Origin of the sequence: Alteromonas sp. MB-3u-76 (assembly GCF_002831605.1) — a bacterium.
In the GTDB taxonomy this organism is placed as follows: Bacteria; Pseudomonadota; Gammaproteobacteria; order Enterobacterales; family Alteromonadaceae; genus Alteromonas; species Alteromonas hispanica.
In genome coordinates this window covers 1,861,051-1,879,677 of record NZ_CP025115.1, presented here as the reverse complement: position 1 = coordinate 1,879,677, position 18,627 = coordinate 1,861,051, and the positions used below count along the sequence as shown (strand labels likewise).

14 protein-coding genes are annotated in these 18,627 nt (G+C 43.2%); 7 read left to right on the top strand and 7 right to left on the bottom strand.

Going from position 1 to position 18,627, the window contains the following annotated elements; all coding sequences use genetic code 11:
- Positions 1-118 precede the first annotated feature (118 nt).
- The 3 genes from CW735_RS08305 to CW735_RS08295 are packed head-to-tail and all read right to left on the bottom strand — an operon-like array spanning position 119 to position 4,097.
- Positions 119-1,915, bottom strand: a complete 1,797-nt coding sequence (locus CW735_RS08305; RefSeq protein ID WP_071978886.1) for a dihydrolipoyllysine-residue acetyltransferase — start codon at positions 1,913-1,915, stop codon at positions 119-121.
- 17 nt (positions 1,916-1,932) lie between these two features.
- Positions 1,933-2,910, bottom strand: coding sequence for a transketolase C-terminal domain-containing protein (locus tag CW735_RS08300; protein ID WP_071978885.1), 978 nt, complete (start codon positions 2,908-2,910; stop codon positions 1,933-1,935).
- Positions 2,910-4,097 carry a thiamine pyrophosphate-dependent dehydrogenase E1 component subunit alpha gene (locus CW735_RS08295; protein ID WP_083595204.1) on the bottom strand — a complete coding sequence of 396 codons (1,188 nt, stop codon included), beginning with the start codon at positions 4,095-4,097 and terminating at the stop codon, positions 2,910-2,912. The genes CW735_RS08300 and CW735_RS08295 overlap by 1 nt, the downstream gene beginning before the upstream one ends.
- Before the next feature lie 675 nt (positions 4,098-4,772).
- Between CW735_RS08295 and CW735_RS08290 the strand changes: the two genes are divergently transcribed.
- Entirely contained in the window at positions 4,773-7,136 is a 2,364-nt protein-coding gene (locus tag CW735_RS08290; RefSeq protein WP_071978883.1) for a S8 family serine peptidase, read from the top strand.
- A 13-nt stretch (positions 7,137-7,149) separates the two neighbouring features.
- Positions 7,150-7,683, top strand: a complete 534-nt coding sequence (locus tag CW735_RS08285) for a hypothetical protein (RefSeq protein ID WP_071978882.1) — start codon at positions 7,150-7,152, stop codon at positions 7,681-7,683.
- Positions 7,684-7,808: 125 nt separating this feature from the next.
- Here CW735_RS08285 and rmuC read toward each other — a convergent pair whose 3' ends face one another.
- Both rmuC and CW735_RS08275 read right to left on the bottom strand, forming a co-directional pair.
- Entirely contained in the window at positions 7,809-9,194 is a 1,386-nt protein-coding gene (gene rmuC / locus CW735_RS08280) for a DNA recombination protein RmuC (protein WP_232368396.1), read from the bottom strand.
- Positions 9,195-9,406: 212 nt separating this feature from the next.
- A complete protein-coding gene (locus CW735_RS08275; protein ID WP_071978881.1) occupies positions 9,407-10,936 on the bottom strand; it encodes a fumarate hydratase in 1,530 nt (509 codons plus the stop codon).
- Between the two features lie 200 nt (positions 10,937-11,136).
- On the opposite strand from CW735_RS08275, the gene pabB reads away from it, so the two are divergent.
- The 3 genes from pabB to CW735_RS08260 all read left to right on the top strand — a co-directional run bounded on the left by pabB (position 11,137) and on the right by CW735_RS08260 (position 14,718).
- The gene (pabB, locus tag CW735_RS08270; protein ID WP_100971683.1) at positions 11,137-12,636 is read left to right on the top strand and encodes an aminodeoxychorismate synthase component I; all 1,500 of its coding nucleotides are present in this window, start codon (positions 11,137-11,139) and stop codon (positions 12,634-12,636) included.
- Positions 12,633-13,205 (top strand): CoA pyrophosphatase, encoded by a 573-nt coding sequence (locus CW735_RS08265; protein ID WP_071978879.1) that lies wholly within the window; start codon positions 12,633-12,635, stop codon positions 13,203-13,205. The genes pabB and CW735_RS08265 overlap by 4 nt, the downstream gene beginning before the upstream one ends.
- A 139-nt stretch (positions 13,206-13,344) precedes the next feature.
- Positions 13,345-14,718 (top strand): L-serine ammonia-lyase, encoded by a 1,374-nt coding sequence (locus tag CW735_RS08260; RefSeq protein ID WP_071981160.1) that lies wholly within the window; start codon positions 13,345-13,347, stop codon positions 14,716-14,718.
- Positions 14,719-14,829: 111 nt separating this feature from the next.
- Here the strand turns inward: CW735_RS08260 and cysB are convergent, their stop codons facing one another.
- Positions 14,830-15,804, bottom strand: a complete 975-nt coding sequence (gene cysB, locus CW735_RS08255) for an HTH-type transcriptional regulator CysB (RefSeq protein WP_071978878.1) — start codon at positions 15,802-15,804, stop codon at positions 14,830-14,832.
- A 209-nt stretch (positions 15,805-16,013) separates the two neighbouring features.
- Between cysB and CW735_RS08250 the strand changes: the two genes are divergently transcribed.
- Together CW735_RS08250 and CW735_RS08245 are read left to right on the top strand one after the other, a co-directional pair.
- A complete protein-coding gene (locus tag CW735_RS08250) occupies positions 16,014-16,715 on the top strand; it encodes a sensor histidine kinase (RefSeq protein WP_071978877.1) in 702 nt (233 codons plus the stop codon).
- Positions 16,716-16,811: 96 nt separating this feature from the next.
- Positions 16,812-17,573: a hypothetical protein gene (locus CW735_RS08245; RefSeq protein ID WP_100971681.1), complete on the top strand. Its 762-nt coding sequence runs from the start codon at positions 16,812-16,814 to the stop codon at positions 17,571-17,573.
- Between the two features lie 19 nt (positions 17,574-17,592).
- Here CW735_RS08245 and CW735_RS08240 read toward each other — a convergent pair whose 3' ends face one another.
- Positions 17,593-18,549, bottom strand: a complete 957-nt coding sequence (locus tag CW735_RS08240) for a LysR family transcriptional regulator (protein ID WP_100971679.1) — start codon at positions 18,547-18,549, stop codon at positions 17,593-17,595.
- Between the last annotated feature and the right edge of the window lie 78 nt (positions 18,550-18,627).

Here is an 18,627-nt window from a genome sequence, read left to right as displayed (position 1 = left end):
CGTTTTGCGTTAACCGAGTACATGACTTACCAAGAGGGCAAACAAAAAGGGCCAACTTCCATTGAAGTTAGCCCTATCGTGTTATCTCTCTTACCCTGAAAAGGTTATTTACGAGATGTTATTTTAAATGCATAAGCATCTTTTCAGGCGAGGTAAGATAGCTCATCCACAAGTTGTTAAACCTTACCATGGTAGCGCCATCAATAATGCGATGGTCTCCTGACCAGTTCACCGCCATGATGTTTTGTGCCGTCACGTTGTCATTGTCATCGAAGCGAGGAAGCTTCTGAGTTTTTCCAAGTGCAACGATCGCAGCTTCTGGCTTATTAATGACCGGCGTTGCCGTAATGCCGCCAATTGCACCTATATTAGAAATGCTTATCGTGCCGCCTTTTAAGTGCTCGCCTGATACACGACCGGCTCTTGCCTGCTCAATGATATCCTGCATCTGTACCGCGATGTCAAACAAAGACAATCTTTGCACGCCCTTGATGTTTGGTACTAATAGCCCAATTTTCGAGTCTACAGCAAACCCAATATTGTGGTCTTCAAAATAGGTTTGCTCTGAGCCTTCATCATTAAGCTGGCTGTTAATAACAGGGAATTCAGTCAACGCCAAAGACATAGCTTTTACGAAAAACGGCATAAAGCTGAGTTTCACATTTTTCTTTTCAAACTCAGGCTTCAAGTTTTTGCGAAGTGCAATCAAGTTGTCCATCACGACTTCGTCGCTTACCGTAAAGTGCGGAATGGTGTAAACGGACGCTGCCATTTGCTTAGCCATTGCTGATTGAATGCCGCGTACTTTTTCTACGCGTGTACCACCTGTGGCTTGGTTGTTATTAGAATTAGCACTAGTTACTTGTTGAGATGATGTCCCACTCTTCAATTCGTAGGTATTACTTGCATGTGATCTCGTATTCTCTGATACCGCATCCTGCGATGCCTTTGCCAGTTCAAGAACATCGGTTTTTAATATTCGACCTTTTTTACCAGAGCCCGATACTTCGGATAAGTCCAAGTCTTGCTCGCGAGCAATACGTCTAACGGCCGGACTTGCCAAAACTCTTCCCGGGATAGCAATAGGCGGCTCGAATTCCCCATCCTTCCATTTAGCTTCGTTTTCTAGACGAGCTGCGGCTTTGCTTTTTGTCGATGCCTTATTTGAAGAAACGCTATTGGCCTGCTGTTCTTTTGCTACTTCAGGCGCACTAAGTTTTGACTCACTGGGTACTGAACCACTGTTCTCTGATCCACTGATCTCTGACCCACTGAGATTTGTTCCGCTGCGCTCTACCATCAGTGCAAACAAGGGGGTGTGTACTTTGGCAATGTCGCCCTGAGCGTGATAAAGCTTATGAACAGTGCCGGCATTTTTGGCTGGAATTTCTACCACGGCTTTGTCTGTCATTACTTCAACAACGGCCTGGTCTTCTTCAATACTGTAGCCTTCTTGAACGTTCCACTTCACTATTTCACATTCAACGATACCTTCTCCGATATCTGGCAAAATAAAATCTTCAATGGCGCTAGTTGAAGATGAAGCCCGCGTTTCGCCTACATTCGAGTTTTCGGAGCCCGAATTTTCCGAAGCGGTATTCTGTGGATTATCATCAGTCGATGTTAGGTTTGCTGTTGCGTCTTCAGACTCAACACTATCTGCACTAATAGACGAGTCATCTGTGACCATGGCAAAAAGAGGCTCGTGTACCTTTGCAATATCACCAACAGCGTAATGCAGCTTTTTTACCGTACCGGCGTGCATGGCCGGAATTTGCACTGTCGCCTTGTCCGTCATCACTTCAGCAACCGGCTGATCCTCTTCAATGTGTTCGCCTTCGCTAACAAGCCACTCAAGCAACTCGCATTCAACGATACCTTCACCAATGTCGGGTAAAATAAATTCAATTGTCACTGCTACTTCTCCCGTTATTAATAGTGAAGCGTACGCTTGATAGCTTCATACGTTTTTGTTTCATCAGGCATGTATTCTTTTTCATGCGCAAGAGGATATGGCGTGTCCAAACCGCACACCCTAGCGATAGGTGCTTCTAGGTAAAGAAAGCAACGCTCTTGAGTACTGGCAGCTATTTCACTAGCGAAGCCGCCTGTCAGAGGCGCTTCATGGTTTATTAATAAGCGCCCTGTTTTCATTACAGATTGCATCACTGTGTCCACATCCCAGGGTAGAATGCTTCTTAAATCTACGATTTCGCAAGAAACGCCATCTTCTAAGGCCATGTCCGCAGCTTTTTGTAGAATTTCGATTTGAGCACCCCAGCCTAGTAAGGTAATGTCATTACCTTCTTGAACAATATCCGCTTTCCCTAACGGTAATTCGTAATCATCTTCAGGCACATCGGCCACAGACGCACGGTAAAGCCGCTTTGGCTCCATAAATAGCACGGGGTTTTTATCTCTGATAGACGCAAGAAGAAGACCTTTCGCATGATACGGATCTCTTGGAACGACGATTTTCAGACCCGGACAGTGAGCAAAAAATGCTTCCGGCGACTGACTGTGGTAAAGCCCTCCTGCAATTCCACCACCATAAGGCGTGCGAATAGTGAGAGAGCCAACATCAAATTGGCTTCCTGAGCGATAGCGCCATTTCGCGGTTTCATTTACAATTTGGTCAAACGCTGGAAAGATGTAATCTCCAAATTGAATTTCAGCCACAGGCACTGAGCCTTGCGCAGCTAAACCATTGGCAAAACCGATAATACCCTGCTCAGTAAGTGGGGTGTTGAAACACCGCCCTTTTCCAAACTTTTCTTGTAAATGGCTAGTTGCGCGAAATACGCCACCGAAATGGCCAACGTCTTCACCAAACACCATTACTTTTTCATCGTCGGTCATGGCAGTAATGAGTGCGTTGTTTATTGCTTGTAATAGATTCATCTTTGCCATTATTTCACTCTCCCTGATGTTTTAGGGTATCTCTTGGGGTACTTCTTAATGTGCGCTTTTAGTGCGGTGAGTTGCTCTTTCAAATGCCAAGGTGGTGTATCGTAAACATCTTCAATAATGTCATCGATAGCACATACATCTGTTTTTTCGCAGGCTTTCATTGCAGCTAACACATCTTGTCTGGCCTGCTCTACGCGCTTGTCGTTTTCTGTTTTATCAAACCAGCCTTTACCCTCCAACCAGTTTGCCATTCGAGTGATGGGATCCTTCGCTCTCCACTTGTCCTCTTCATCTCTTGAACGATATCCCGTAGGATCATCTGAGGTAGAGTGCGCTGCTAAGCGATAAGTCATCGCTTCAATAAGGACTGGGCACTTTTCTTCGACAGCTAACGCGCGCGCTTCCTTGGTTGCCGCATACACAGCAAGCGGATCATTACCGTCCACTCTTATTGTTTTAATACCGTAGCCCAACCCACGAGATGCAATACCATCGCCAGCAAACTGCTCTTCTGCGGGCGTTGAAATAGCATAGCCATTGTTACGGCAGAAAAAGATGACCGGGCAATTCAACACCGCAGCCATATTGAGGCCAGCATGAAAATCACCTTCAGACGCGGCACCCTCTCCGAAATAGCATATTGTCACAACGTCTTTACCCGACATCTTTTGCCCATATGCATAGCCCGACGCCTGTGGAATTTGAGTACCAAGGGGAGATGATATGGTCATAAAGTTTAATTCTTTATCACCGTAGTGAATGGGCATCTGGCGGCCCTTATTCGGATCATCCTTATTACTGAACATTTGGTTCATAAACTGATTGGTCGTATAACCGCGATAAGCCAATGCACCCTGCTCACGATACTGCGACATAATCATGTCATCTGGAGAAAGAGCTGCTGCGCTTGCGACCGAGGCCGCTTCTTCACCGGTACTGGCAAGGTAAAAGCTAATTCGCCCTTGGCGCTGTGCGCCTACCATACGTTCGTCAAGAACCCGGATGTATTCCATTGTGTTATAAATTTTTAATGATTCGTCTTTAGAAAGCGAAGGCTCAACGGCACCTTCAATAACATTTCCTTCAGCAGATAAAATCTGCAGCATAGGTATATCAACCACACCATTTTTAATTATTTCTACGTTGGTAACGGTTTTTACATCAGCGAGATGATTTCTATCTTTCACGATTTTTCCTCTTTATTTGAGGGCTAATAGCATCAAATTTAGTGGATACCATGCTAGTTGAAACAAAGAGGGAGTGTCTTTCTCATTAGAATTGAATTTGTTTAAAGGAAGAATGTAGCGACCTAGAAACAAGGCTAAAAATAGGATGCGCATCCTAAAAACGTAAAATGATTGTAAATTTTGTGACAGAGATGAGAATTTTTATATTCTCTAAAATTAAATATCGAAATGCCCGGTAATCTCGTTCCTAGACAGTTCGCAAGCGTTTAACATATTTAGTTACAAACTTGTTTTGTCGTCTTGCCGATGAAGAATGCTTCAGTTTTTTTAAGGAAATAATTTGGAATAACGATAGAAGTATCAATCTTCATAACCAACGACACCAATCTTTACAAGGCCTCCAGCAATACTAACGACCGGCAATCATTCTCAACACATAAAACAAATACTGACTACAATATTGTTCAGAGCCGTTGATTCCGGCAGATAGAATTTACGATTACTTGCATGCGATTCATTTTCAAACTTTCAAAAGGTTTCACGCTATGATAAATCTGTAAACGAAGCGTCTCACAACCGAAATGTTATTGTTAATAAAAGACGTAAGCATTGGGTGTACCTTGTTGAAATCAAAAGTTGTGATTTTCAGGGGCACAGCATAAAAAGGGAAAATCAATGAATAAAAACGTATTTAAACTATCTGGGATTAGCGCAATCGTTGCTTTGACGCTTGCGGGCTGTGGGGGGAGTGGCAATAGTGACTCGTCAAGCACAGAAATTGTTGACTCTGCACCATCGGCACAGAGCATAGTCATCGCGGAAGCTCTTCAATGGATACCAAGCCAAGTTGAACTATTGGGGGCAGATCCTGACGGTGACCCGATTAGTTACAGTATAATGGAAAACGGCGAACAAATTGAACCGGTAGAAGGTGTTTATACGCTAAGCCACGGCCAGGTTACCATTGAACGAGAAATGCTCACATATACATCGTTTTCTGGCGAACCAGCATCTTTCGAATACGTTGTATTCGCAAAAGGAAAGTCAGCTTCTGCAACAGTGAGCGTTCAATCTGTTATTAACGATCCCTTGGCAGTTCAACAGTGGCACTTGAGAAACACTGGTCAAAAAGCGTATGCTTTAAGCGATGAAATGAAGCAGGGATGGTTTGATTACCTCATATCACTTGGGTTTAGTGAAGAAGGTGCTAAGGCAAACGTTGAAGCACAAAGCGAACCTGGCGAGGCGGCTCTTGTAGCGGGTGAAGATATTAATGTTGTTGGAGCATTCGCGAAAGGTGTTACTGGTAAAGGGGTAACCGCTGTAGTTGTTGATTCGGGACTCGAGCTTCGTCATGAGGACTTATCACCAAATGTCGTTCCAAATAGATCACTCAACCTCGAGACAGAAGGCGTACTTGATAGAACGGACCCTACTAGTCAAAGCACCACTGGTGACCACGGGACCAGCGTTGCGGGCTTAATAGCAGCGAAAGGTTGGAACGGAAAGGGTGGTAGAGGCGTTTCGCCCGATACAGGTCTGATCGGAATGGATTACATTGGTCAACCATCTCCGTTAGTACCTCAGGCAGAGTTGTTAGTCCATGGATTTCCTGGTAGTGGCATTAGTGTTGACGAAGAGGTTTCAACTTTCAATCGCAGTTATGGGCGCTCTATCCCCTCATTTATCGGCTATTCGTTTTTGAATGAAGCCATAGAATCATATCCAAATCGGATTTTGCGTAGTGGAAAAGGTGCTGTTAACGTCAAATCTAATGGAAACAGTTTTGGTGATGGAGGGGGGTTCGATGGTAGTTTGTGTCAGGACAATGGTGCAATCGCCTTGGGCTTAACTTGCCTAAATGGGAATTTCGATTCAACACAAGGGCACCCATATTATTTCAGCGTTGCTGCGGTCAACTCCGACGGAAAACATACTAGTTACTCTACTGCTGGAGCCAACACACTTGTGGCGGCCCCTGCGGGTGAATTTGGACGTTGGTTTCCCGCAATGGTTACTACAGACCAGGCTACATGTATCAATGGCTATTCTGGATTCAATGGGTCAAGCATTTCCATATTTTCAAATGCAGGTGGTGAAGAGTTCGCTCAAAGCCAATTCCCATTCAACTATCCAGGCCACCCCGATAATGCAGGCTGTAACTATACGTCAACTTTTAATGGCACCTCTTCTGCAGCGCCTAATGCATCAGGTGTAATATCTCTCATTCTTTCGGCCAACCCGTCACTTACTTGGCGCGATGTTCGTCACATTTTGGCCTCAACGAGTACTGTAAACGACCCTGAGAACTCACCTGTAGTTATTGAAATGGGTGAAGAGGACGTATTTGTGGCACATGATGGCTGGGTCGAAAATGGAGCAGGCTTTAATTTTAACAATCTGTATGGTTTTGGTCGAGTTGATGCAGGTTTAGCTGTTTCAATGGCGCTAGCATATGAAGAAAATCTTGGCGAAGAAGTTATCACTGACTGGACCGGCTTAGGTACAGCAATCGGTGTAGAAGAAACGCCTGTTAACAGTGCGATACCAGACAACAATGCACAGGGTCTTACCGTTGAAGTTGAAATGACTGATGATGTAGTAATTGAAGCAATGCAATTTTCGTTTGATGTATTCAACCAAGATATGGGCTTTGGTTTTGTGACTACTGATGAATTAGGAACTCGCTCTGTTCAGACATCGGCGGGTATGGATTTAGCTATTGAGGTAATATCTCCCTCTGGCACTCGTAGCGTTTTGTTATCTTCAAAACAATCATTATTCCTGCCTGCTCTCTCCTCAGATTTTGCGTTCTTACCCGAGTATATATTAAATGACTCTGTCTTTCTGTCTAACGCGTTTTATGGGGAAAGTGCAAAAGGTACTTGGACGATCCGTTTGATAGATACCGGAAACACATCATTTAATTTCAGTGACGGCGGAAACAACTTCTTTGGCGTATCAGGAATAGCTAACAATACAGCTGACAGCGTTTTAGAGGGATTATCTATGAGAGCGTTCGGTCATGTTGAACAATAAAAAGGAAACGAGAATGAAATTAAATAAAATGATCATTTTAGTGGCGTCGATAGGTTTTTCATATAACGCACTTGCTACCGAGCAGACAGCTGTAATCAAAGACCCAAATCAGCAGCCGGTATATCAAGCTTTTAAGAATGAAGTTCCCGACTTTGGCCCTTACAAAGTAGAGCGCTCAATGAGTAGTGTACCCACATCCATCGTTAATCCTGCGGACGTTGTGGCCAAAAAGGGAGCTTTGTCTTTCGTTAGTGGGCAAAAACTTCAAAAAATTGGAAAAGGCGCCGTAGTCAGGAACCTTCTTACAGGTGACTTAAGCACTGTGACTGGAAATTTTATCTTGTTGCTTGAAGATGGAACTAGCGCAAATGAAATTGCCAATGCTGCAGGACTAAATCTAGTATCTGTGTTTCCGGGAACACCGATAGCCGTTTTCTCTATTCCTGAGAGCGGTGACCTTTTGACGGCATTTGAACAATTGAAAGCTATAGATGGAGTTTTAGAGACGAAAATCGAGGTAGCAGAGAACATGTTCAAATCAAATTAACTGTTGAATGTGATATTCGCACATAAATATGTTGAGACCACTTCATTTTGAAGTGGTCTTTTTTTATTAGCTTTTTAACATTTACAGGAACCTTAGACATATCACCTTTGTCAACGTCATCACTACTAGTCTATGTCTAATTCGCTGTCTTGATGCACATTATCCAAACGCTTAGTTGGTTGCACTCCTAATTCTCTGAAATGCTCTATTTGACGAACAATATTTCCTCGTCCACGGCTAAGCTTATTCATTGCTTGTTCGAAACTTCCTTGGGCACTGTCTAACGACTTTCCTACTTTCTCCATATTGTTAATAAAGCCCACGAATTTATCGTAAAGCTTTCCAGCTTGTTCGGCGATTTTCTGTGCATTCTGGTTTTGATATTCATATTGCCAAATATTGTTAATTGTTCTTAACGCTACTAACAGATTAGTTGGACTTACCAGCATAATATTGTGGTTAAGGGCTAGGGTAACTAGTTCTGGTTCCTCCTCAACTGCTAATAAAAATGCAGGTTCGATAGGGATAAAAAGAAGTACATAATCTAGTGTCCTCAACCCTTTGAGATTTTGATAGTCTTTCGCGCCTAGTCCTTTGATATGCCCCTTAATAGAAGCTACATGCTGGGTGAGAAAATGTGCTTTTTGTGAGTCATCATCACAGTTATAAAAACGCTCGTAAGCGGCTAGGCTCACTTTCGAATCGATAATTACGTCTTTATCGTTGGGTAAATGAACGACGATGTCTGGCTGTAAACGCTTACCTTCTTCCGACTTTGCAGAGACTTGAGTTTCGAACTCGTGCCCCTCTCTTAACCCCGACTCTTTTAGTATACGTTCTAACACCACTTCGCCCCAGTTTCCCTGTTTTTTATTGTCACCTTTCAATGCGCTGGTTAATGCAGACGCTTCTTCGGTTATTTTACGATTGAGCTCTTTTAAGCTAAGAATTTCAGTTTTTAATGAGGCACGCTCTTGCCCTTCTCTTATGTGTTGCTCTGAAATTTGCCGCTTAAAACCTTCTAAGTCATTTTTAAATGGTGCCAGCACGGCTTCTATGTTTTGTTTTGTTTGAGTACTGTATCGCTGCTGTTTTTCTTCAAAAATTTTGTTGGCCAAGTTTTCAAACTGTGTATGCAACCGCTGCTCAGAGGCGGCCATGTTGGCAAGCTTTTCTTCATGACTTTCGTGCAGTGCTTCAATTCTTGATTGCTGCGCTTCATTCTGTGCTTTGACTTTAGCAAGGGTAATACGTTCTTCCTGAAGGGATTGATGAAGCGCTTGATTAGACTGCTCTAAGTACTCAACTTTTTCTGATTTCGCGCTCATTACAGCATATTCCTGCTTTAATTCTGTAAGGGCATCTTGCAGTGTTTTTGTCTCTGCAGTCTGTGCATTTAGCTGAGACTTTAATGATAAAGAACGAAGAAAGAAAAGAATACAAAGTGTGAAAATGAGTAACGTAAGTGCAAGTAACGTTGAAGCATGAGAAGTTAAAGATTCGATGGTCATAAAGCCTTTACACCGTATTGATTTGAAATATGTGTTAGTACGAGTATTTAAAACTCGAAAACACTGGCATTTTATACAGCACTATAAACAAAAACAGGTGCCAATGGCACCTGTTTTTATTATTCCGCGTTGACCTGTAAAACGCTGATATAAAGTGAAGCGTGTTTGCGCATCGCTCCATCAACGTCAGTCGTGTACTGCGGTAAGTGGCTTTATTTACTTAATGAAGCATCTAAATCTTCAATCTTTGCTTTCCAGATAGCGGGGCCATTCTTATGCGCGTTTGCACCTGTACTGTCTACCGCCACCGTTACCGGCATGTCTTCAACATCGAACTCGTAAATTGCTTCCATACCCAGTTCTTCAAAAGCAACAACACGAGACTTTTTAATTGCCTTAGACACTAAGTATGCAGCACCACCTACAGCCATGAGATACACCGCTTTGTGCTTCGCAATTGAATCTACCGTTGCTGGGCCGCGTTCTGCTTTACCAATCATGCCAATAAGGCCTGTTTTCTCAAGCATCATATCGGTAAATTTATCCATGCGGGTTGCAGTGGTTGGACCCGCCGGCCCAACTACTTCATCGCCAACAGCATCCACAGGACCTACGTAATAAATAAAGCGGTTTGTAAGATCAACGCCCTCAGGCAAACCTTCGCCGTTGTCCATCATCGTTTGAATGCGTTTATGCGCTGCATCGCGGCCGGTTAGCATCTTTCCTGAAAGCAGTACGGTTTCCCCTACTTTCCACTCCTGAATGTCTTCTTTAGTAACCTCATCGAGGTTTACGCGGCGTGTGTTCTCGCCAACTTCCCATGTTACTTCAGGCCAATCTTCTAGTTTTGGTGGCGTTAGTTCGGCAGGACCAGAGCCGTCAAGGTAGAAATGCGCATGACGCGTTGCCGCACAATTAGGGATCATCGCAACAGGTTTTGACGCCGCATGCGTAGGCAATGATTTTATTTTCACATCCACTACCGTGGTTAAACCACCTAGCCCTTGCGCACCTATCCCTAATTTATTTACGCGCTCGAAAATCTCCAGACGTAATTTTTCATCCGTTGTTTGGGGGCCACGCTCGATAAGCTCTTGAATATCCACCGGGTCCATAAGACTTTCTTTGGCAAGTACAGCTGCTTTTTCTGCAGTACCACCAATGCCTATTCCCAACATGCCAGGTGGACACCAGCCAGCGCCCATTGTTGGGAGCGTTTTGACCACCCAATCAGCAATGTCATCACTAGGGTTTAACATTACCATTTTAGATTTGTTTTCTGAGCCACCGCCCTTCGCTGCAATCATTACCTCGATTTTAGCACCGGGTACCATATCAATATGCACAACTGCTGGAGTATTGTCTTTGGTATTTTGTCTGGCTCCTGCGGGGTCGGATACAATAGACGCACGTAGAGGGTTATCGGGATTGGTGTAGGCACGTCTCGTACCCTCATCAACCATTTCCTGAACGGTCATGTCAGTTTTATCCCAAGAAACTTCCATTCCTACTTTAACAAAGCAAGTCACTATTCCCGTGTCTTGGCATAGAGGGCGTTTTCCTTCGGCCGACATGCGGGAGTTGATAAGAATTTGTGCCATAGCGTCTTTTGCCGCTTGGCTCTGCTCTTTGTTATAGGCCTCTTCAACTGCTTTTACATAATCTAATGGATGGTAGTAAGATATGAACTGCAGGGAATCTTCAATACTATCAATGAAGTCTTGTTGACGGATAACGGTCATGACATCCTCTTTTTATTTGGCTTTCGTGGTCTTAGCTAGCTAAAAAAGCGTATACTAGCGCATCTATTATCGTCGTACCATGCAAAAGCGCGTGCTGAGCGACAATTATCAATATTGGCTGCGCTTAATGCGCTAATGCAAGGCTGTCGGATATGCATTAGTAAGCTCAGTATAGAAACAACCTAATACTAATAACATTTATGTCTCTTATTGCCGGTATATCTAAAATTACAGTAACACCTTTAACAGAGAAACAGTTACGCCACGTTATTTCAAACGACACAGGTGAAAACGCTGCTTTTTTCCTTCAGTTGTTTAAGCGCATTGCCGAACTAGAGTGGTCTCTTCTATTTGACACCGCCGGCTCTGAAAAAAGCAATGGCCGTTTTAATATCATGGTATGGAACCCTGCGTTGGTCGTAACGGCTAAAGAGGGTCAAACAGAACTCATCGACATCCAGCAACAAAAGCGGTACGACTTAGATGAGAAGCCCTTTGAGGCATCTGAAAAATACTTACACGCTCACGTCGTAAAATTGAGAGCAACCATAGACGTAAAATTTGAGCATCTGCCATTCATTGTTGGTGTTGCGGGTATGGCGGGTTATGATGCTGGAAGGTTTTACGAAAGCTTGCCTAGCAAGGCGTTAAACGATTATACGACTCCCGATTTCGCCGCCGGTCTTTATTTAAATTCGTTTATTGAAGATACCAAAACTGGTACGTTTTATTATTGCTCTACAGACGACAGTACGTTTCCAGACATTTTAGATACGGAGCTTGATAATAAGCCAACCTCACCTGCATGTTCTAGTAATGGTGCTTCTGAAGCCACCTCTGACAAAAAGACATTTAGTATTACAGAACCCTTCGCATCGAATTTATCTCAAGAGGAGTACGAGCGATGCATAGACGCTATTCATCGATACCTCAAGGCGGGAGATTGCTACCAGGTTAATATGGCGCAACGCTTTACAGCGCGTTTTCAGGGTGACTTTTACAGCGCATATTGTCGATTGCGCAATGAGAATCAAGCTCCCTTCTCCGCATATTTCAAGCTGCCAGAAAATGCGATAGCAAGTATATCGCCAGAGCGCTTTCTTAGCGTAAAAGAGGGTTTAGTAGAAACAAAACCTATCAAAGGAACTAGGCCTAGGTACGCTGAAAAGCAGCGAGACGCTGAGAGTGCATATGCTCTGCAGCATGCCGAGAAAGACCGCTCTGAGAATTTGATGATAGTAGATTTACTACGCAATGATATTTCAAAGCACTGTAAGCCGGGTTCGGTTAATGTACCCGCGTTATTTGCCTTGGAAAGCTATGAGGCTGTTCACCATTTAGTGAGTACGATAACCGGCGAGTTAGCAGAGGGTAGCACGCCCCTTGACCTATTGGCTTCGTCATTCCCTGGCGGCTCTATCACCGGCGCACCCAAAATTAGAGCTATGGAAGTCATTGATGAGTTAGAGCCCCACCGCAGAAATATCTATTGTGGAAGCATTTTCTACATGGGGTGTCGTGAAGACATGGACTCTAGCATTTGTATTCGCACCGTTTTGGCAGAGGATGACAAGTTACATTGCTGGGCAGGCGGTGGTATTGTTTTAGACTCGCAAGCTGATGAAGAGTATCAAGAGACCCTCGATAAGGTATCAAAAATTGTGCCCGTATTGGCTAAATTTAACGAGAGGTATGAATGAAAAAAGCCGAGTTTCTCAATCAGTTTCACCATTTAAGGCTACCGCACAGTGAACCAGATTTTCCGTTAAAAAAAGCTGGGCGACCTGCAGCTGTGCTTATCCCACTGATTGATTACGGCACATCATTGCATGTACTTCTTACAGAGCGAGCGCATCACTTACGGCACCACCCTGGTCAAATTAGTTTTCCCGGGGGGGCTGTCGAAGACGCCGATAATTCGTTTTTTGACGCGGCTATGCGGGAAGCAGACGAAGAAATAGGCTTGCCGCCACACCACGTTGAAATTGTGGGGATGCTGCCTCGATACCGTACGGTAAGTGGGTATGAAATAGCGCCTGTTGTGGGTTTTGTAGAGCCAGGCTTTGAATTGAAATTAGACGCAAACGAGGTGGAAAGTGCTTTTGAAGTGCCCCTCGCCCATGTGTTAAATCGAAAAAATCATTTAATCCATAGAACTCATTTAGGTTCGCGTTCTTTCCCTATTTATTTCATACCTTGGCAAAAGCGAATGATTTGGGGCGCTACCGCAGCAATTATTCGCAACCTTTCCCATCATATACATCCATAAGTACTGTTATAGACTAGCCACTATCAATTTATCTTTACAGGCCATTAGCAAAACTAATCATATTATTAGCATTTCTGTATTGTAGTTAATGTTTGGTAGATGCATGATCTACACATTATTGATTAACGGCTTGAAGTTTATGATTAGTGTATTTGACATGTTTAGCGTTGGTATCGGTCCTTCTAGTTCACACACAGTAGGCCCCATGAAAGCAGGAGCAGAATTTGCCGGCGCACTTGCAAAGGATACTTCGCTCTTTGACAGTGTCGATAGCATTAAAGTTGAGCTGTTTGGGTCGTTAGGACAGACCGGAATTGGGCACGGTACAGGCAAAGCCGTTATTCTAGGGCTATTAGGACACACGCCAGAGCACGTAGATGTTGATAAAATTGACGCTATGCTTGAGCAAGTTCGCCTGTCAGAAACACTCTGCTTAAATGGCACAAAAGACATTAATTTTCCTAATAAAAACGCCATTGTTTTCCACAGAAGAAAAACGTTACCTAAACACGCTAACGCACTCACTTTCTTTGCTATGCGAAACGACACCGTAGTTGCACAACAAACGTATTACAGTATTGGCGGTGGTTTCATCATCAAAGATGAAGACTTTGACGAAACTAAAGCCCATGCTGCAACCCTACAAGCCTCAGTTCCCTACCCGTTTAAAACAGCCGAGGCACTGTTACACCTTTGTAAAACAAACGGGCTAAGTATTAGTTCGTTAATGCTCAACAATGAAGCCACTTTTCGGCCCAAACATGAAGTAAAACAGGCGTTATATAATATTTGGCTTGTGATGAAAGCATGCATTCAAAGAGGTATAGAGAGCGAAGGCATTCTTCCGGGAGGTCTCAAAGTTGTTCGGCGAGCTCCAGGCCTCTATCGCCGCTTACAGACTGAGCACACAACCGATCCTATGCAAACAATGGATTGGGTTAACCTATTTGCACTCGCGGTTAATGAAGAAAATGCTGCTGGTGGGCGTGTTGTCACTGCACCAACAAATGGTGCGGCGGGAATTATTCCTGCTGTACTTCAGTATGTAGATAAATTTATCAGGCCAGTAGATGAAGAAGTCGCCAGTAGATTTCTGTTAACCGCCGGAGCTATAGGCATTCTGTATAAAGAAAATGCGTCTATCTCAGGTGCCGAGGTAGGTTGTCAAGGTGAGGTTGGCGTGGCTTGTTCAATGGCCGCGGGGGCTCTAGCAGAAATTATGGGCGGTACTGCATCCGCAGTTGAAAATGCCGCTGAAATTGGCATGGAGCATAATTTGGGTCTTACCTGCGATCCGGTGGGCGGCCTAGTACAAGTACCGTGTATCGAGCGCAACGCTATGGGGGCAATCAAGGCGATTAATGCCTCTAGACTTGCACTTCGCGGAACAGGAGAGCATAAAGTGTCGCTAGATAAAGTCATAAAAACCATGCGTGATACCGGCAACGATATGAAAACAAAATATAAAGAAACTGCACGGGGTGGACTCGCCGTCAACATCATTGAGTGCTGATAAAAAAAGAGGAGCTTGGGTGCTCCTCTTTTTCTCATTCATTTGTTTGCTGTTTCGCTTTGTTGATTCAAGTTACTATTTCAATGCCAGCAGCGGTAACAAGCTTTGGACCTATTTCACAGGCAAAGTAACGCCTTTAAACATTTTTTCGACTTCTTCGTTATTCTTAAGCATCATGGCTTTTTCGACCTTGTCTTTCGTCAAATGCGGGGCAAAACGCTCTATAAAGTCATACATGTAGCTTCGTAGAAATGACCCCTTTCTAAAGCCAATTTTGGTTGTGCTGTAATCAAACAAATGACTGGCGTCAATTTTAACTAAATCAGAGTCAAGTTCTTCATTGACTGCCATTGAAGCAATAACCCCAATTCCCACGCCCAGTCGAACATAGGTTTTAATCACATCTGCGTCTGTTGCTGTGAAAACAATTTTGGGCGTAAGTCCTGCTCTTTCGAACGCCTGGTCTAGTTCAGAGCGACCGGTAAACCCAAAGACATAGGTAACGAGCGGATATTTGGCAATGTCACTAATATCAATTGAGCCTTTCTTCGATAAGGGATGATCTTTATTAACGATAACGCTTCTATTCCAGTGATAGCACGGAAGCATAACCAAGTCGTTGTAGAGGTGAAGAGCCTCGGTGGCAATGGCAAAATCTGCTTCGCCTTTAGCAGCTAAATCGCTAATTTGCGAAGGCGTGCCCTGATGCATGTGCAACGATACCTTCGGGTATTTGGTCATAAACCCCTGAATAACGTCTGGGAGTGCATATCTCGCCTGCGTGTGTGTAGTGGCTATATTCAGCTTACCTTGATCAGGTAATGTGTGCTCCCTTGCGACGGCCTTAATACTCTCTACTTTCGCCAATATCTCACGAGCGATAGTAATCACATCGCCTCCAGCATCGGTAACATGCGTCAGGTGTTTGCCGCTTCGCCCAAAAATTTGCACACCAAGTTCATCTTCAAGCATACGAACTTGTTTACTTATGCCAGGCTGAGAAGTGTATAGACTCTCAGCTGTGGCAGACACATTCAGATTGTTATTGACGACTTCTACAATATAACGAAGTTGTTGTAATTTCATTCTTCACACCGCTGATTTGCTCTTTATATACACTATACTCCTATCCTTATAACCAAAACTACATTTTTTTAAAGGTTGATATTACTAATCGCCCATATTAGGCTTCAATTAAGCATCAAAATTAATAAAATTCAAAAACATGTGCTCAAAAGTACTCTTTTTATTCTACATTAAGAGTAGCGCTAAACTTTTGCATGAACTGAGAAACAATGACCTCAAATAGGCAAATATCTGCAAAAATTGATTTTTCTTCGGTACTAGCCGCAGCTGTACACGATATGAAGAATTCATTGTTTTTGCTTATTCAATCAATAGAATCACTAAGAGATACCCTGCCAAAAGAAAATACAGGTGCGAGAGAACAAGTAGCTAATGTTCACTACGAAGCGTCAAGACTTAACACCAACCTTGTACAGATTCTTTCACTCTACCGCTCAGAGTTAGAAAGTATTCCAATTAGTGCAGACGAATGTTTTATTGCCGATATAATTGAAGATGTGGTCGGCTCAAATAGATTTTACATAGAGCAAAAGAACATAACACTACACGTAAATGTACACAGCGATATAAGCTGGTACCTAGATAGTGAGCTTTTTTATTTGCTACTCAATGACGTTATTGTTAACGCGCTGAAATACGGCGCTTCACGTATTCAGGTTTGCGCCGATATTGTTAATGACTATCTTGTCATTAAAGTTGAAGATGATGGAAATGGCTATCCCGAAGAAATGCTAAATAAAAGTCACGCTACACTGGATAACTTTGAACTCAGTCAAGGTAGAACCGGATTAGGACTCTTCTTTGCAAAATTGATTGCTGATGCTCATTCTCACAATGATAAAGTGGGTGTAATATCATTATCTAATGGCGGTAGCTTTGGCGGAAGTGTATTTGAAGTGAAAATACCGTAGTATTATGTCGTGTGCGAGATTATCAACGAGTACGGTCTCTTCGCCGGTGTTTCCCATCCGGGAATTATAAAAAAGTAAACTGATGGAACTACACGCATGTACGTGATTATAATAATAATTTTAGTTGTTGTGTTGCTTATAGCCGCAATTTTTATCAATGCGGTTCAGCAAAATCGCCAGCGACTAGAAGCTGAGCGCAGAACGGAATTAGCTAAGCAGCGCACCGTCGTTGATGAAACCGAAAATGTACTTTCCGCTTGTATGCAAATGCCCATTTCCTCCCGGTTAATCGGGATACTTCACAAAAGAATGGCAAATGCACTACGAGTAATTGATAGTTTAGCTAGCACACGAGACATCAAGCAGCGCATTGAAAGTAGCGAGCAAGCGGCGGCTACTGCATTGGAAAATAATGTTGGTGACAACGCTGAATTTGCTTTACCCGATAATGATAAAACGATTATTCAGTACATTCAGGCAGTAAAGAAACTGAGAATTCTGCTTCGCTCAGAGCATAGCAAAGGGCAAATAGATACTAAGATGTTCTCTGAAGAGGACAAACAGCTAGAGCGTTTACAGTTAAAAGTGAATGTAGAAACACTTATTAAACGGGGTCGTACAGCGCAATCTACTAATATGCTCGGCTCGGCTCGTCAGTATTATGAAAAAGCTAAACTGGCACTAGAAAATCAAACCGTTCAAGATGAATATACGTCAAGTAAGCTTGCTACATTAAACTCATGGTTACATGAAATTCAGTCAGATCTTAAAAGTGTAAACGAAAAAGACAGGGCAAGAAAACAAGAAGAAGAAAGAGACGAGCTGGACGAACTGTTCGCCCCTAAAAAGAAATGGTAGCTGTTAGGTAGTAACATATTCATTGGGTCGGCGTTCGTTCATCATAATGTTCATATTGACTACTTTCATAATGGCTACTTTCATAATGGCTACTTTCATAATGGCTAACGGTAAGCTTCCATAACGTTTGCGCCGATACCGATAACCCTCTTCGTTCATTGCGTAACAACCCTACCCGCTTAAGTAACGGAGAATCGACAAATTCCAGTGCTTTAACTCCTAAAGCCTCCATCTGTGGCTTACATATTGAGGGCATGATTGAAATGCCTAACCCGCTTTTGATAAGCTTTCCCAATGTAGCCAACTGCCCTGTTTCAGCAACAATATTCGGCTCACCATACCGACATAACTCTGCTTCAGTCCACTTTCTCACTGCAGATCCCCTATTCATCATAACAAGCGGAAAAGCTAAACATTCCCTCCAGCTAGGCTTTTGATTGAAGCGAGCAGCCTGCGCCTTATTTGCAACGACAACGAATCGATCGGTAAATAAACTATCAAATATCAAACCGTCTTTATGTTCGGGTTCAAAGGTAAAGCCTATTTCCGCCCGTCCATTTCGAATTTCTTGAACAACTTGCTCCATCACCACATCGACAACGCGAAGATTGATATTAGGTGCTATGTGATGAAACTCACTAAGAAGACCAGGCAAGTGCGATTCTGCAAATGATGGCATTGCAGATATTGTTAATTGTCCTTTTGCCATAGCAAATAAATTTTGAATATCGGAAAAGGTATTATCCCAGTCTCTACTTAACCTAAGCGCATTAGGCAGCAGAATTTCGCCTTCCGGAGTTAGACTTACGTTACGCGTATTCCTCTCAAACAACTTACCTCCTAGTTCTTGCTCCATCTTTTTGATAGACGATGACAAAGCAGGCTGAGTAAGATGCAGCTTCGCTGCAGCTTCAGCAAATGTTGTGGAGTGCGCCACCTCGATAAATGCACGCAAGTGCCGGTAAGAAATATTCATTTTGATTAATAGATTTTAGTTATCAATTAAAAGATAAATTCAATTTTACATAACTAGCAACAGAACAGATACTATTTA

What these genes read in the sequence shown, in the direction of transcription:
- CW735_RS08290 (WP_071978883.1), top strand. Translation starts at nt 4,773, where the DNA reads ATGAATAAAAACGTATTTAAACTATCTGGGATTAGCGCAATCGTTGCT.
- rmuC (WP_232368396.1), bottom strand. Translation starts at nt 9,194, where the DNA reads ATGACCATCGAATCTTTAACTTCTCATGCTTCAACGTTACTTGCACTT.
- pabB (WP_100971683.1), top strand. Translation starts at nt 11,137, where the DNA reads ATGTCTCTTATTGCCGGTATATCTAAAATTACAGTAACACCTTTAACA.
- CW735_RS08285 (WP_071978882.1), top strand. Translation starts at nt 7,150, where the DNA reads ATGAAATTAAATAAAATGATCATTTTAGTGGCGTCGATAGGTTTTTCA.
- CW735_RS08260 (WP_071981160.1), top strand. Translation starts at nt 13,345, where the DNA reads ATGATTAGTGTATTTGACATGTTTAGCGTTGGTATCGGTCCTTCTAGT.
- CW735_RS08240 (WP_100971679.1), bottom strand. Translation starts at nt 18,549, where the DNA reads ATGAATATTTCTTACCGGCACTTGCGTGCATTTATCGAGGTGGCGCAC.
- CW735_RS08300 (WP_071978885.1), bottom strand. Translation starts at nt 2,910, where the DNA reads ATGGCAAAGATGAATCTATTACAAGCAATAAACAACGCACTCATTACT.
- CW735_RS08245 (WP_100971681.1), top strand. Translation starts at nt 16,812, where the DNA reads ATGTACGTGATTATAATAATAATTTTAGTTGTTGTGTTGCTTATAGCC.
- CW735_RS08275 (WP_071978881.1), bottom strand. Translation starts at nt 10,936, where the DNA reads ATGACCGTTATCCGTCAACAAGACTTCATTGATAGTATTGAAGATTCC.
- cysB (WP_071978878.1), bottom strand. Translation starts at nt 15,804, where the DNA reads ATGAAATTACAACAACTTCGTTATATTGTAGAAGTCGTCAATAACAAT.
- CW735_RS08250 (WP_071978877.1), top strand. Translation starts at nt 16,014, where the DNA reads ATGACCTCAAATAGGCAAATATCTGCAAAAATTGATTTTTCTTCGGTA.
- CW735_RS08265 (WP_071978879.1), top strand. Translation starts at nt 12,633, where the DNA reads ATGAAAAAAGCCGAGTTTCTCAATCAGTTTCACCATTTAAGGCTACCG.